Origin of the sequence: Azohydromonas aeria, from assembly GCF_009760915.1 — a bacterium.
GTDB classification, from domain to species: Bacteria; Pseudomonadota; Gammaproteobacteria; order Burkholderiales; family Burkholderiaceae_C; genus Azohydromonas; species Azohydromonas aeria.
Window position 1 is genome coordinate 15764 of record NZ_VIDQ01000015.1, and the last position, 13195, is coordinate 28958.

The 13195-nt window shown below is 72.3% G+C and carries 13 protein-coding genes; 5 read left to right on the top strand and 8 right to left on the bottom strand.

Features of this window, described 5'->3' with window-relative positions; all coding sequences use genetic code 11:
• Positions 1 to 10: 10 nt before the first annotated feature.
• The 4 genes from FJ694_RS11475 to FJ694_RS11490 form a co-directional block, all read right to left on the bottom strand.
• Positions 11 to 1024 (bottom strand): TRAP transporter substrate-binding protein, encoded by a 1014-nt coding sequence (locus FJ694_RS11475; protein ID WP_157267258.1) that lies wholly within the window; start codon positions 1022 to 1024, stop codon positions 11 to 13.
• A gap of 118 nt (positions 1025 to 1142) precedes the next feature.
• Positions 1143 to 1952: an SDR family NAD(P)-dependent oxidoreductase gene (locus tag FJ694_RS11480; RefSeq protein WP_157267260.1), complete on the bottom strand. Its 810-nt coding sequence runs from the start codon at positions 1950 to 1952 to the stop codon at positions 1143 to 1145.
• A gap of 155 nt (positions 1953 to 2107) precedes the next feature.
• Positions 2108 to 3448: a toll/interleukin-1 receptor domain-containing protein gene (locus tag FJ694_RS11485; protein ID WP_157267263.1), complete on the bottom strand. Its 1341-nt coding sequence runs from the start codon at positions 3446 to 3448 to the stop codon at positions 2108 to 2110.
• Positions 3449 to 3528: 80 nt separating this feature from the next.
• On the bottom strand, positions 3529 to 4524 hold the full coding sequence (locus FJ694_RS11490) for a tyrosine-type recombinase/integrase (RefSeq protein ID WP_157267266.1): 996 nt from the start codon (positions 4522 to 4524) through the stop codon (positions 3529 to 3531).
• A 158-nt stretch (positions 4525 to 4682) separates the two neighbouring features.
• Between FJ694_RS11490 and FJ694_RS11495 the strand changes: the two genes are divergently transcribed.
• Positions 4683 to 5060, top strand: coding sequence for a hypothetical protein (locus FJ694_RS11495; RefSeq protein WP_157267269.1), 378 nt, complete (start codon positions 4683 to 4685; stop codon positions 5058 to 5060).
• A 21-nt stretch (positions 5061 to 5081) separates the two neighbouring features.
• On the opposite strand, the gene FJ694_RS11500 is transcribed toward FJ694_RS11495, so the two are convergent.
• Positions 5082 to 5426 (bottom strand): thioredoxin family protein, encoded by a 345-nt coding sequence (locus FJ694_RS11500; protein ID WP_157267272.1) that lies wholly within the window; start codon positions 5424 to 5426, stop codon positions 5082 to 5084.
• Positions 5427 to 5516: 90 nt separating this feature from the next.
• Between FJ694_RS11500 and FJ694_RS11505 the strand changes: the two genes are divergently transcribed.
• On the top strand, positions 5517 to 6008 hold the full coding sequence (locus FJ694_RS11505; protein ID WP_157267275.1) for a flavodoxin family protein: 492 nt from the start codon (positions 5517 to 5519) through the stop codon (positions 6006 to 6008).
• Here FJ694_RS11505 and FJ694_RS11510 read toward each other — a convergent pair.
• The 3 genes from FJ694_RS11510 to FJ694_RS11520 form a co-directional block, all read right to left on the bottom strand.
• Positions 6005 to 7081: a hypothetical protein gene (locus FJ694_RS11510; protein WP_157267278.1), complete on the bottom strand. Its 1077-nt coding sequence runs from the start codon at positions 7079 to 7081 to the stop codon at positions 6005 to 6007. The two genes, FJ694_RS11505 and FJ694_RS11510, sit on opposite strands and share 4 nt — an antisense overlap.
• A complete protein-coding gene (locus tag FJ694_RS11515; RefSeq protein ID WP_157267280.1) occupies positions 7078 to 8082 on the bottom strand; it encodes a tyrosine-type recombinase/integrase in 1005 nt (334 codons plus the stop codon). The genes FJ694_RS11510 and FJ694_RS11515 overlap by 4 nt, the downstream gene beginning before the upstream one ends.
• Before the next feature lie 116 nt (positions 8083 to 8198).
• Complete coding sequence (locus FJ694_RS11520) at positions 8199 to 9323, bottom strand: zinc-dependent alcohol dehydrogenase family protein (protein WP_157267283.1); 1125 nt, start codon at positions 9321 to 9323, stop codon at positions 8199 to 8201.
• A gap of 240 nt (positions 9324 to 9563) precedes the next feature.
• On the opposite strand from FJ694_RS11520, the gene FJ694_RS11525 reads away from it, so the two are divergent.
• The 3 genes from FJ694_RS11525 (at position 9564) to FJ694_RS11535 (ending at position 13113) form a co-directional block, all read left to right on the top strand.
• Positions 9564 to 10502: an NYN domain-containing protein gene (locus FJ694_RS11525; RefSeq protein ID WP_157267285.1), complete on the top strand. Its 939-nt coding sequence runs from the start codon at positions 9564 to 9566 to the stop codon at positions 10500 to 10502.
• Positions 10503 to 10582: 80 nt separating this feature from the next.
• Positions 10583 to 11419 carry a CAP domain-containing protein gene (locus FJ694_RS11530; protein WP_157267287.1) on the top strand — a complete coding sequence of 279 codons (837 nt, stop codon included), beginning with the start codon at positions 10583 to 10585 and terminating at the stop codon, positions 11417 to 11419.
• 164 nt (positions 11420 to 11583) lie between these two features.
• The gene (locus FJ694_RS11535; protein ID WP_198320799.1) at positions 11584 to 13113 is read left to right on the top strand and encodes a hybrid sensor histidine kinase/response regulator; all 1530 of its coding nucleotides are present in this window, start codon (positions 11584 to 11586) and stop codon (positions 13111 to 13113) included.
• Positions 13114 to 13195: the final 82 nt, after the last annotated feature.

Consider the following 13195-nt stretch of genomic DNA (forward strand, 5'->3'; position numbering starts at 1 on the left):
TGTCTTCAGATCAAGCCAGCTTCCCCACCGCCCGCTCCAGGATCGCCCAGGCCTCGTCGCCGAACTTGCCCTTCCACTCGCCGTAGAAGTTGGCCTTGCGCAGCTGCTCGCGGAAGGTGTCCACCTTGGGGCTGTTGAAGGCCAGGCCGCGGTCGGCCAGGTTCTTCTGCAGCGAGGCGTTGAGCGCGGCCACGTCGGCGCGCTGGTTCATGCCCGCGGCGTTGATGTGCTTGGCCACGATGGCGCGCAGGTCCGCCGGCAGCCGCTCCCAGGCGCGGCGGTTGGCCAGGAACCAGTAGCCGTCCCACATGTGGTTGGTCATCGAGCAGTACTTCTGCACCTCGTAGAGCTTGGCCGTCTCGATCACGGCCAGCGGGTTCTCCTGGCCTTCCACCACCTTGGTCTGCAGCGCCGAGTAGGTCTCGGCGAAGTTGATCGACGTGGGCGCCGCGCCGAAGGCCTTGAACAGCGAGGTCCACATCGGCGACACCGGCACGCGGATCTTGAAGTTGGCCAGGTCGGCGGCCGTGTTGATCGGCTTGGTCGAGGTCGTGATCTGGCGGAAGCCGTTGTCCCAGATGCGCTCCATCGGCACCAGGCCCGCCTTCTCGATCTGCGCGCGCACGTGGGCGCCGAGCTCGCCGTCCAGGGCCTTCCACACCGAGGCGTAGTCGGGGAAGGCGAAGCCCACGCCGGTGATGGCCGCGCCCGGCACCAGCGTCGAGAGGATCAGCCCCGAGAGCGTGAAGAACTCGACGCCGCCCGAGCGCAGCTGGCTGAGCACGTCGGTGTCGCTGCCGAGCTGGTTGAAGGGGAAGACCTGGATCTCGACCCGGCCCTTGGTCTCTTCCAGGATCGCCGCGGCCATCTCGCGCGCGCGCGCGTTCATCGGATGCGTGGCCGGCAGGTTGTTGGCGTACTTGTAGGTGAACTCGGCCTTGGCGTAGGCCGGGCGCAGCGCGCCGGCGCCCAGCACGGAAGCAGCGGCGGCGCTGCGCAGCACGGTACGGCGGGAAAGGGTCATTGCTTGTCTCTGGTGCAGGTTGCGGATCGGGAGTCTGTGCTCCCTGGTGGAAGGGCGGCCGCGCGCCTTGCGCGCCTCGGCCGCCGGGAACTGTACAGGCCCGGCGGACGCCTTCGCCTCAGCCTTGCTGCTGGCCTTCCTCGGCCAGGCGCCGGCGCAGCGTGGGGATGCCCACGCCCGAGGCGTCGAAGCCGCCGTCCACCGCCAGGTACTGGCCGTTGACGAAGCTGGCCTGCGCGCTGCACAGGAAGCCCACCGCGTCGGCGATCTCCTCGACCGTGCCGTAGCGGCCCTGCGGGATGGTGTCGTAGTAGTCGCTGCGGATGGCCACGCTGTGCACGAGCTTGGCCATCTCGGTCTCGACCGGGCCGGGGCACACGGCGTTGACGCGGATGCCCACGTTGCCCAGCTCCACCGCGAGCTGCTTGGTGAAGTGCACCAGCGCGGCCTTGCTGGTGCCGTAGGCCACGCGCAGCGTGCTGGCGCGCAGCGCGGAGATGGAGGCGATGTTGACGATGGCGCCGCCCTGCTGCCGCGACATCAGCGGCACGAAGGCCTGCGCGCACAGGAAGGCGCCGTCGAGGTTGGTGGACATCACCTCGCGCCACTCGGCGAACGAGGTCTGCAGCACCGGCTTGAACACGGCCACGCCGGCATTGTTGACCAGCGCATCGACCCGGCCGAAGCGCGCCTGCACGGCCGCCGCTGCCGTGGCGACCTGCTCGGGCACCGACACGTCGGCATGCACGGCCAGCACGTCCCCGGGGCGGCCGATGGTGGCCACGGCGGCGTCGAGCGTGGCGGCGTCGCGGTCGATCAGGGCGACCCGGTAACCATGGGCCAGGAACCACTGGCCGATGCCCAGGCCGATCCCGCGCGCGCCGCCGGTGACCACGGCCACGGGCAGGTTCCTGTTGTCGTTCGACATCCTCGTCTCCATGAAAAGTGAAGGGCGCCCATGACTTCGGGCGCCCGTTGTTGTTGCCTGGAGATTGTCGGACAGCGGCGGTGGCGCGCCGGCGGCCCGGGCCGCCGGCATGTCCAAGGCGTGGGCCGGATGCGGCGTCACGCGGGCGCGCAGGCTCAATCCAAGAAGTGCACGTCTACCACGTCCTCCATGGACTTGCCGAATTGGCGCGTGGCCAGGGCCAGCCAGCGGCCATTGTTGGCGCGTAGCGTTTTCAGCAGCGGCGCCAGGGACGCCGCGTCCACGCCGGCGCCGTCACGCAGCGAGTGCATGACGCCCAGCCACTCGGTGGTCATGGCATCGATGTCGCCATGGCGGCTGCGGTCGAACAGGCGGTAGAACGCGTCCACGCCGCCCAGGTCGGTCTGCGACAGCTCCTTCTGCAGCCGCTCGTAGTAGGCGACGAGTTCCTGGGAGATCGCCACGCAGCGCTCAGCCGTCGGGAACCGGAACAGCACCTCCTGGAAGCGCGGCTCGATGAACTCCCAGCGCGCCTGGAACAGCGAGCGCATGAGGACGACCAGCGACTGCAGCTCCTTGGGCATGTTGAGTGGCAGCGGCCAGTTCAGCACCGGGCGCAGCCAGTTCTCCTGCATCGTCACGAAGATCAGCACGATCTGGCGCAGCACGCCGTCCACGCTCTCGGTGCGCGTGATGACGGGCAGGTACATGCCCGCGTGGGCGCGAAACGGCGACAGCGACGGCGGCAGCACGCCGTTGGCCAGCTTGTACAGCGCGGCCTCCAGTTCCAGCGGCCACTCGACGTTGGGGCCCAGCGCCTGGCGCAGCATCGACCAGCGGATCTGCGTGCTGTCGTCCAGCCCCAGCAGGCTCAGTCCATCGGCATTGCCCTGCACTTCCGTCCTCTCGGCGTCGAGCTTGTCGCCGTCCTGGCGCACGGAGATGACGATGCGCCGCTCGTAGAGCTGCTCGCGTACCCGCGCGTCCGCGAAGGCCTTGGCCAGGCTCGCGGCCACACCGCGAGCCTTGGCATGGATTGCGCTGTCGAGCGCCCCGATCTCCGGGTTCAGGGGTTCGCTGTTGCTGAACTGGCCGGTGACGAAGAGCTCTTCCAGGAACTTCATCAGCTCCGTCTCGTCAGCCCTGTACGCCTGGTAAGGCCGAAACGCCGGCGGCGGCTGCTCGATGTTGGTGTTCTTGATGCACACGACGTGATGACCCGAGCCGTAGAAGCGGCCCAGCTCGTAGTTGCACCAGCCCAGGTCCATGCCGGCGTGCGGGTACAACAACACGAACACGTCCGAAGAGCGTGCGTTCTCGTCGATCCACTTGCGCCAGTCCACGGCCCCGGCCATGCCCTTGCTGAAGCTGATCTCAAGCCGCTTGTCCCGGTCCAGCGATTGCAACGCATTCGTCAAGCGGCTGGCGATGTCTGCGTACTTGGAGCTGTGGCTGATGAAGAGCTTGAGCTTGTCGGCCATGGCGAACTCCTTCATGCCTGCGTCATGCGGCGAAAAGTCTAGGTCGCCCGTTGTGCGACCGACAGGGCCACGCAAGTGACTTTTGTGGCTGGCGCTCAGGCCAGCTCCACCGGGGCGGCCAGGATGCGCCGGTAGCGCTCCATCATGGCCGGGTCGCTCAGGCCCAGCCAGCGCGCCACCTCCACCGCCGGCTTGCCGCGGCGCAGCTGGCGCAGCGCGAAGGTGTGGCGCAGCCGGTAGCTGCCGCCCTCGACGTCCTCGATGCCTGCGGCCAGCAGCACCCCACGCGCGGCCGTGTACTGCGCCACCTTGCCCCAGGGCTTGCCGGCAGACTTGGTGGAGGGAAAGCACATCGGCCCGGGGATACGCTGTTGCGCGCGCACCTGCAGCCACGCCGCCAGCAGCCGCGCCGCCCATGGGGCGATGGGCGTCTCGCGCGCGGGCGAGTTGCCGTTGCCCGGCAGCCGCAGCTTCCAGGGCAAGCCGGCGACGTGTCCGCCCTCGGCGACGACGCCGTCGAGCGTGAGCGCGCGCACGTCGCCGGGCGTGAGCCCGGCGCCCAGCATCAAGGCGACGGAGGCGCGGTTGCGCAGCTCCTGCCAGTAGCCGGCCGCGCCCGGGCGCGGGCGGCTGTCGCACAGGTGCACGACCAGCCGCCGGGCCTCGGTCGCCGAGAGCACGTCGGGCAGCGGGTCGCGGCCGTGCGAGCCGGCGAAGCGCACCTCGGCGCGCGAGGCGATGAGCTGCGTCGCGGCCCGGTTGGCCGGCAGCCCGTGCGCCAGGCGGCGGTGCTCCATCACGCGCTCGACCAGGCGCAGCAGGCGCAGCGCGTAGCGCGAGGTCAGCTCGTCGAAGCCGCCGCGCGAGGCGATGTAGGCCTCCAGGTCCGGGGCCGTGATGTCGTCGAGCGCGATGCCGCGGCCCACGCACCACTGCGCCAGCGCCGACCACATGTGCTCGTACACGGAGGCCGAGGAGTCGCGCCGCACCTGGCCGGCCTGCGCGCTGGCGCGCAGCCAGTCGTCCAGGGCGCGCTGGAAGGCCAGCGGGCCGGCGGCTTGGGGGCTGTCCTCGAACAGGTCCAGGTTCATGGCGGTGGGATCGTGGGAGCGGGCACGCGGTGCCGTCGGGATTCGGGCGGGCGCCGATTCTAGGCAGCGCCGCCAAGGCCCCGGGCGCCGTCAGCCGGGCGGCATGGTCACGGTGGCAGACTGGCGGCCACGACAAGGCGCGAGGCGCGCAAGAGACCATGGAGCTGCTCTACCTGACCTTCGATTTCAGCGAGGCCGACGACGGCAGCGGCAGCTTCGATGCCATGGCCTCGGTGCCGCCGCGCGCGCTGCCGGCGCTGGAGGCGGAGATCGCGCGGGTGCTGGACTGGGCCTATGCGACCTTTCCCGACGCGGGCCCCGGCCCGCTCGAAGACGGTTGCCTGTGGGACGTGGACCTGCAGGCCACCAGCGAGAGCAGCACCCAGCAGCGCGTGCGCTACTACCCCGGCGCGCACCGCTTCGAGCGCGAGAGCCTGGGCAGCCAGACGCTGCGCCACACCCTCACGCTCACGCTGGCCGGCCATGCCGACTTCTGCGCCGCGTTCCGCGAGGAGTTCCTGGCTTCGGATGAGTGAGCAGCCGGCGCCGCCGGCGCTTCAGTCCGCGCCGCCGGCCGGCGACCTGAACTGCTGCAGCGCCTGGCGGATCTCGGCCACGTTCTGCGGACGCACCAGGCGGGCGATCTCCTGCCCGTCCTGCAGCAGCACCAGCGTCGGCCACAGTTTTACTTTGTAGGACCGCCCGAGCGGGCGGCCCTTGCCGTCTTCCACGCGCAGGTGGCGCACCTCGGGCACGGCGTCCAGCGCCTGCGCGATGTCGGGCGTGGCCGCCACGCAGAAGCCGCACCAGTTCGTGCCGAATTCCAGCACCGTGGCGCCGGGCAGCGCGTCGACGTCGGCACGGGCGGGTTCGACGGCTGCGTAGTGGGGATTGAAGGCCATGTCCGGGCGTGTGCAAGCGATGTACCTGTGCGCCAGTGTGCCGCGCCGCCGCCATCCACAATGGCCGGCCCGACCGTTCGCCGCCGTCCGATGAAGACCCTGCTGATCGCCTACGCCTCCTTCACCGGCGGCACGCGCCAGATGGCCGAGGCGGCGGCCGAGGGCGCGCGCGAGGAAGGCGGCGTCGCGGTGCGGCTGCTGCCGGCGCCGCAGGCCACCCCGGAGGACCTGCTCGCCGCCGATGGCTTCGTGTTCGCCACGCCCGAGATGCTCGGCTCGATGGCCGGGCTCATGAAGGACCTGTTCGACCGCTGCTACTACCCGCTGCTGGAGCGGCTGCAGGGCCGGCCCTACGCGGCGCTGGTGTGCGCCGGCAGCGACGGCCAGGGTGCGGCGCGGCAGCTGGAGCGCATCGCCACCGGCTGGCGGCTGAAAGCGGTGGCGCCGCCGTTCATTGCCTGCGTGCACGCGCAGACGCCTGACGCGATCCAGGCGCCGAAGCAGCTGGCATCGGCCGACCTGGACGCCTGCCGCGAGTTGGGTGCCGCGCTGGCCGCGGGGCTGGCGCTGGGCGTGTTCTAGCTTCCCGAGAGCGCCTGCAGCGCCGCCATCACCTGCGCCGTGTCGGCACGCGGCGCGTTGGCCTTGAGCGCGTCCAGCGCCAGCAGCGTGAGCTCGTACAGATCGCCGGCGGCCACCGGCACGGCGCAGCCGCGCCGGCCCTGGCCCACGCGCACCAGCACGCCGCCGGCCTGCCGGCGCAGCTCGAACCACTTGTCGTTGACCGGGCCGTGTCCCTGCGCCGCGAGTTGCGGCAGCAGGTTCAGCAGCACCGCGGCGAAACCCGGCAGCTCACGCGCGGTGAGCTGCACCGCGATCTTGTGCTCCCAGTCGTAGCGGCGCTCGCCCAGCGCCTGCGCCACTTCCAGGCGCAGCGTGTGGCAGCGCACCGGATCGTCGGTGCGCCAGCGGTCCTCCTCGACGCGCAGCGCGGCCTTGGCGCCATAGACGTGGTGGCCGCGCGGCAGCACGCGCGCGGGCTGCCCGGCGGCGGCTCCGGCGGCTCCGGCGGCGGGCGGCGGCGCGGGCGCGGGTGCTGGGGCAGGAGGCGGCGGCAGCGCATCGAAGGCCTCGTCCGGCGGCGGCCAGTCATCCTCATCGGGAATCGCGTCCTCGGGCGGCCATTCCGGCTCCCCTTCAGCGCGGCTGAAACGTTCACGCGGCGCCACGGCGACGGGCACGGGCGCCGGTTCATCTGCCGATGCCGCGCCCAGGTGCGGGCGCAGCACCTCGACCACCGCCGCGTCGGGCAGGGCGCGCAGCGCGGCCAGCAGCGCGGGCGTGCCCATCGCCGCCTGCGCCGCCAGCAGCGCACCCACGTCGTCGCTCAGGCCCGCGGCGCGCAGCGCGGCGCGATGCTCCGGTCGGGCGCAGCGCACGAAGTCGGCCACCCGGTCCATCTGCGCCATGGTGTCGGTGCCCGACTGCAGCGCCATGCAGGCCTGGCGCAGCGCCTCGGCCTGCTCCGGGCGCAGCTGCGCCGCGGCCTCGCGCAGCGTCTCCACCGGCAGCAGCGGCAGCCCGCGCGCGCGCAGCACGCTGTGCAGCCAGCCGGGATTGAGCAGGGCGGCCCCGCCGCCCTGGACCACGTTCACGGCCCCGCCGCCGGCTCCACCGGCGGGTGCGGCACGCCGGCTGCGTCCTCCGCGCGGTGGGTGGCGAAGAGCGCGTCACGGGTGCGGTCGTCGAGCATGGGCGCGAGCCGATCGAGCGCGTCCAGGCGCTGCAGCCCGGCGCGGCGCAGGATCTCGGCATGCGGCACGCCCTCGCTGAGCCAGGCCACGATGGCGCTGTTGCGCAGCGCCGCCGGGCCGGTGTCGCCGGGCAGGCGGCGCAGCACGCCGTCCTGCAGCGCCTGCTGCAGGAAGGCCTGCACGGCGCGGAACGAGGGTTGCCGGCTCAGCGGCACGCGCATGCCGGGCAATGCCGGGATCAGCGGCGTCTCCGGCTTGGGCAGCCGCGGCAGCCAGGCCGCCAGGGCGTCGGCCGTGAGCGCGCTGAGCTGCATCGTGCGCCACTGGCTGCGGCGCGGGCCGCCGATCTCCAGCGACCAGACGCCGTCCTCGTCGCGCCCCAAATGCTCGACACGCGCCGCCGCGGTTTCGGACAACGTAAAACCGTCGGCCAGCAGCAGGCAGATCAGCAGCCGGTCGCGCTGCGGCTGCACCTCCAGCGGATGCCAGCCCTCCAGCCGGCGCAGCAGCTGCGCGCGCTCCGGCGGCGTGAAGGCCACCGAGCGCGGCTGCTCGCGGCGCGGGACCTCGTTGCCCAGGTCGTCGAACGGGTTGCCCGGCGGCAGCGCGCCGCACACCACGCCGCCGGCGTGGACCCGGCCGAGCACGCGGCGGTAGCGCGCCTGCGTGGTGGGATTCAGGCGCTCGCCGGCGAGGAAGGCCACCGCCTCGATCGGCGTGGCCGCTTCCACCGGCACCTCGCGCCCGGCCAGGAAACGGCGCCAGGCCAGCCAGTAGTGGGTGTAGAGCTGGCGCGACTTGGGCGACAGCCGCGGCAGGCTGGCGCCGACCGGGTCGGCATGCCAGCGCTGGGCGTCAGCGTCAGCGGCGTCAGGCGGGGTGGGGAGGGTGTGTTCTTTCACAGTACCCACAACATACAACACGCCGGGCCGATTGGGTACGGCAGGCTGCGTCAAAGTCAAGTTGCCGGGGCGGGAGCGCCGTGGCTTGCAGCCCGCGGCTCGGCGGTGCCTGCGGGTCAGGGAATCAGCACGTCGCGCAGCGCATGCCCGGCCGCCATGCGGTCCAGCGCGACATGGATGTCCCGCAGCGCCAGCCGCTCGCCCATGAGTCGGTTCACCGGCAGCTTGCCCTGCTGGTAGAGCGCGATGTAGCGCGGGATGTCGCGCACCGGCACGGCCGAGCCGATGTAGCTGCCGCGCAGCGTGCGCTCCTCGGCCACCAGCTGCACCGGCGGCAGCGCCAGGCGCCGGTCCGGATGCGGCAGCCCGGCGCTGACGGTGCTGCCGCCGCGGCGCGTGATGCGCCAGGCCAGCTCCAGCGCCGGCACGGCGCCGGCCATCTCGAAGGCCACCTCCACGCCGCCGCGCGTGTGCGCGCGCACCTTCTCGGCCGCCTCGGGGTCGGCGGCGTTGACGGTGAAGGTCGCGCCCAGCTCGCGCGCCAGCGCCAGCTTGTCCTCGTGCAGGTCGACGGCCACCACCTCGCGCGCGCCCGCCGCCACCGCCGCCAGCAGCGAGCTGAAGCCCACGCCGCCCAGGCCCAGCACGGCCGCGCTGCTGCCCGCGGCCAGCCGCGCGGTGTTGAACACCGCGCCCACGCCGGTGAGCACGGCGCAGCCGAACAGCGCCGCCTCCTCGAAGCTGATGTCGGCCTCGACCTTGACACAGGAGCGGCGCGACACCACCGCGTGGTCGGCGAAGCACGACACGCCCAGGTGGTGGTGCACCGGCTCGCCGTCCATGCGCAATCGCCGTTCGCCCGACAGCAGCGTGCCCGCGCCGTTGGCCGCGGCGCCGGGCTCGCACAGCGCGGGGCGCCCTTCGGCGCAGGGCAGGCAGCAGCCGCAGCTCGGCATGAACACCATCACCACGCGGTCGCCCGGGCGCAGGTCGGTGACGCCGGGGCCGCATTCCACGACCTCGCCCGCCGACTCGTGGCCCAGCGCCATCGGCACCGGCCGCGGCCGGTCGCCGTTGACCACGGACAGGTCCGAGTGGCACAGCCCCGCCGCGCGCACGCGTACCAGCAGCTCGCCCGGGCCGGGCGGATCGAGCTCCAGCTCGCGCAGCCGCAGCGGCTGCGATTGCACGTAGGGAGCCGGGGCTCCGAGGCGGGTCAGCACGGCGGCATGGATCTTCATGGGCGGGTCCTGGGCTCGGGTGGAGGCCGCCTCAGTCTAGGGCCCGCCCGCGGCCCGGCACGGACCACGGCAGCCGGCAGCAAGAAAACGGCCATCGCGCCACCCGGTCACGACGCCGTCATGGGAAATGCCGCGGCGGGTTTACCATCGTGTCCGCAACACGGGGCCGAGGGATTTGCGCCAGCCGCGAAAGGAGCCCCGCAACGGTTGCTGATCCGGGTATCAAAATACGATTGCGCCATGCCTTCCAACGAAGCTGTTGCTCTTTACTGGGATTTCGAGAACCTCCACGCCAGCCTGCTCGACCAGCAACAAGGATTCGGTGCCTACCGCGCCAGTTGTTTCCGCCCGCAGGAGGAATTGATCGACGTCGCGGCCATCCTGGAATTCGCGCTGTCGCTGGGCCCGGTGGCCATCAACCGGGCCTTCGCCAATTGGGTATCGTTCACGCGATACCGCTTCGCGCTGCTGCGTTCGGCCGTCGAGCTCATCCAGGTGTTTTCGCCGGGCTCCAATGCCAAGAACGGCGCCGACATCAAGCTCTGTCTCGACGTGATGGACGACATGGCCCGCTTTCCCCACGTGCGCACCGTCATCGTCGTGGGCGGCGACAGCGACTACATGCCGCTGTCCTACAAGGTCAAGGCCGCCGGCCGAACCCTCGTCGGTATTGGCAGCCGTGTCAGCACCAATCAGCACTGGGCCCGCAGCTGCCACGAGTTCAAATATTACGAGTCGTTGCTGCCGGTTAACGTTGAAGAATCCCGCCTGCCGATGGCGCCGGGTTATCCAGGGGTTTTGCCCAATACCCCATCGGCGGAGGCGGCGGGTATGCCGGCCTCGATTGACGCAGCCGAGATGGAGGCGGCGCAAGCCGAGGAATTGCGCCTGTTGCTCGACCGCGCCGCGGAAGCCGAAAAGCGCCGCCAGGAAATGGCGGACATGGTCTGCCGCGCCATTGCACTGCTCTCGGAACGCCGCGGCGAACCCTGGGTGCAAAAGGCCGGGTTACGCCCCTTCATCCAGCGCATGGATCCGACGTTTCATGAATCGAATTTCGGTTTTGATACGTTTTCGGACTTGCTGGAGTCGCTGCACGACGTGATCGAGATGCGCCGCGGCGAGCACGATCACGAGATCCGCATCGCGCAGCGCCAGCCGTCCTCCAGCGAGGCCTGAAGCCCATGCCCGGCCGCGGCCGCCGCATCGTCCGGGTCCTGCCTGCGCGGCGGGGGTGGGCGCCGGCCGCGGCCATCGCCATGGCTGCCCTGGCCGCCGCCCTGGCCGGGCTGCCGGGTGCCCGTGCCGCGCCGGCCGACGACCTGGCCGCGCTGCTCAACGAGGCACGCCGGCAGCCGCAGCGCTGCGGCGAGCGCACGCTGCCGCCCGCGCCGGCGCTGGCGCGGCGAGATGCCCTGGAACGCGCCGAGGGCGACGATGCCGCGGCGCTGCGCCGCGCGCTCGGCGCCGCCGGCTTCCCGGCGGCGCGCGTGCAGGTGTTCACGGCCTCGGGCCCGCGCGACGCGGCGCGGGTGCTGGCGCTGCTGCGCGGCGATGCCGGGACCTGCGCGGCGCTGGCCGATCCGGAGCTTACGGCCGTGGGCGTGCGCCAGCAGGGTACGCGCTGGCGCATCGTGCTGGCGCAGCCGCTGCTGGCGGCCGACCTGGGCGACTGGCGCCAGGCCGGCCGGCAGGTCCTGGCGCTGGCCAACGCCGCGCGCGCCACGCCGCGGCGCTGCGGCGGCGAGCCGATGGCCGCGGCTCCGCCCCTGCGCTGGAACGAGGCCCTGGGCACCGCAGCGCTGGCGCACAGCGCCGACATGGCGCGGCGCCGCTACTTCGAGCACCGCAGCCCGGAGGGCGCCGCGGTGGACGAGCGCGCCCGGCGCGCCGGCTACGACTGGCGCCGCGTCGGCGAGAATATCGCCTTCGGCACCGGGTCGGCGCGGCACACGGTGCAGGGCTGGATCGACAGCCCCGGCCACTGCCGCAACCTCATGGACCCCGCCTTTGCCGAGATGGGCGCGGCCTACGCGCTCAGTCCGGGCAGCGACGCGGCGATCTACTGGACCCAGGTGTTCGGCACGGCGCGCTGAGGCCGCCGCCCGGGCGAGGGTTGCGCAAAGCCGACGCCGCGGGCTTGCACCCGTCGCCATTCGGCTGCTTCTGTTCGAGAATGTTACTGTTTGACGCACGCTTGGCGCTTTTGCCGGGTGGGTGCCGCCGGACCCGCTGCCACGCCATGAAGTTCGATCCCTTGATGTCCTCCGCCCCGGTGCCGCGCGCCGCGTCCGCCGCGATCCTGATCGTGGAGGATGACGCCGTGATCGCGCTGGACCTGCAGCTGCAGCTGGAGGACATGGGCTATCGCGTGGCCGGCATTGCCGACAGCGGCGCCAAGGCGCTGGCACTGGCGGGGCGCGAGCGGGCCGAGCTGGTGCTGATGGACATCAACATCCGCGGCCCGATCAACGGCGTGCAGACCGCCGAGGAGCTCAAGCGCGCGGGCCATGCCATGCCGGTGATCTTCCTGACCTCGCATACCGATCTCGGCACGGTGGCGCAGGCGGTGGGCACGGCGCCGCATGGTTACCTGGGCAAGCCGTTCCAGCCCGGGGAGCTGCGCGCCAGCATCGAGGTGGCGCTGGCGCGCGCGCAGATGGAGCGGCGCCTCTCCGACAGCGAGCAGCGCTGGCGCCACGTCTTCGACGACGCGCCGCTGGGCATGGCGCTGGTGTCGCTGCAGGGCGAGGTGCTGCAGGCCAACGCCACGCTGGCGCGGTGGCTCGGCCTGGACGGGGCGCAGCTGCAGGGCCGGCCGCACGGGGCGCTGACGCACCCGGACGACGTGGCCGCGGAAAGCCTGCATCTGGCCGCGCTGCGCGACGCGCGCGCCGGCGCGGCGCAGTTCGAGAAGCGCTACCTGAGCGCCGACGGCAGCGTGCTGTGGGCGCAGGTCAGCGTGTCGCTGCTGGAGCCCCACGACGCCTCGGCGCGGCTGCTCTACCAGGTGCAGGACCTCAGTGCCCAGCGCCTGGCGCAGCAGCAGCGCGCCGAGCTCGAGGCCGAGCGCGTGGCGCTGGAACTGCGCCGCGCGCAGCAGGAGGCGCAGGAGCAGTTGCTGTCGCGCGTCAGCCACGAGATGCGCACCCCGCTCAACGCGGTGCTGGGCTTCTCGCAGCTGCTGCGCCTGGGCGGGCGCTGTGGCGCCGGCGAGGGCTGCGGCAAGGGCGGCGAGTACCTGGGACACATCGAGGCCGCCGGCCGCCACCTGCTGGCCATGGTCGACGACCTGCTGGTGCTGCAGCGCGCCAATGCCGGGCAGCTCGACGTGGCGCTGGAGGCGGTGCCGCTGGCGCACAGCGTGCAGCAGGCGCTGCTGCTGCTGCTGCCGCAGGCGCGCGCGCAGCAGGTCAGCCTGGTGGAGGAGGTACCGCCGCAGCTGCGGGTGCGCGCCGACCCGACGCGGCTGCAGCAGATCCTCTCCAACCTCGCCTCCAATGCCGTCAAGTACAACCGCCCGGGCGGCTCGCTGCGCGTGAGGGCGCGCTGCGAGTCCGGGCGGGTGCGCGTCGAGTTCATCGACGACGGCCTGGGCATGAGCGCCCGGCAGCTGGAGCAGGTGTTCCAGCCTTTCGCGCGCGCCGGGCGCGAGCGCTCGGGCATTCCCGGCACCGGCCTGGGGCTGGTGATCTCGCGCCGCCTGGCCGAGGTCATGGACGGTTCGCTGCACCTCGACAGCCGCGACGGCGCGGGCACCACGGCGACGCTGGAGCTGGCCCAGGGCTGAGCCAGGCTGCGGCGCGGACGGGCGCGTGGCCTGCTCCTGGCGCGGCATCGCCCCGTGTGCGGCGGGGCCTGCAACCAGGAGT

Coding starts and splice junctions, on each gene's coding strand:
- FJ694_RS11475 (WP_157267258.1), bottom strand. CDS start 1,024: ATGACCCTTTCCCGCCGTACCGTGCTGCGCAGCGCCGCCGCTGCTTCC.
- FJ694_RS11480 (WP_157267260.1), bottom strand. CDS start 1,952: ATGTCGAACGACAACAGGAACCTGCCCGTGGCCGTGGTCACCGGCGGC.
- FJ694_RS11485 (WP_157267263.1), bottom strand. CDS start 3,448: ATGAAGGAGTTCGCCATGGCCGACAAGCTCAAGCTCTTCATCAGCCAC.
- FJ694_RS11490 (WP_157267266.1), bottom strand. CDS start 4,524: ATGAACCTGGACCTGTTCGAGGACAGCCCCCAAGCCGCCGGCCCGCTG.
- FJ694_RS11495 (WP_157267269.1), top strand. CDS start 4,683: ATGGAGCTGCTCTACCTGACCTTCGATTTCAGCGAGGCCGACGACGGC.
- FJ694_RS11500 (WP_157267272.1), bottom strand. CDS start 5,426: ATGGCCTTCAATCCCCACTACGCAGCCGTCGAACCCGCCCGTGCCGAC.
- FJ694_RS11505 (WP_157267275.1), top strand. CDS start 5,517: ATGAAGACCCTGCTGATCGCCTACGCCTCCTTCACCGGCGGCACGCGC.
- FJ694_RS11520 (WP_157267283.1), bottom strand. CDS start 9,323: ATGAAGATCCATGCCGCCGTGCTGACCCGCCTCGGAGCCCCGGCTCCC.
- FJ694_RS11525 (WP_157267285.1), top strand. CDS start 9,564: ATGCCTTCCAACGAAGCTGTTGCTCTTTACTGGGATTTCGAGAACCTC.
- FJ694_RS11530 (WP_157267287.1), top strand. CDS start 10,583: ATGGCTGCCCTGGCCGCCGCCCTGGCCGGGCTGCCGGGTGCCCGTGCC.
- FJ694_RS11535 (WP_198320799.1), top strand. CDS start 11,584: ATGTCCTCCGCCCCGGTGCCGCGCGCCGCGTCCGCCGCGATCCTGATC.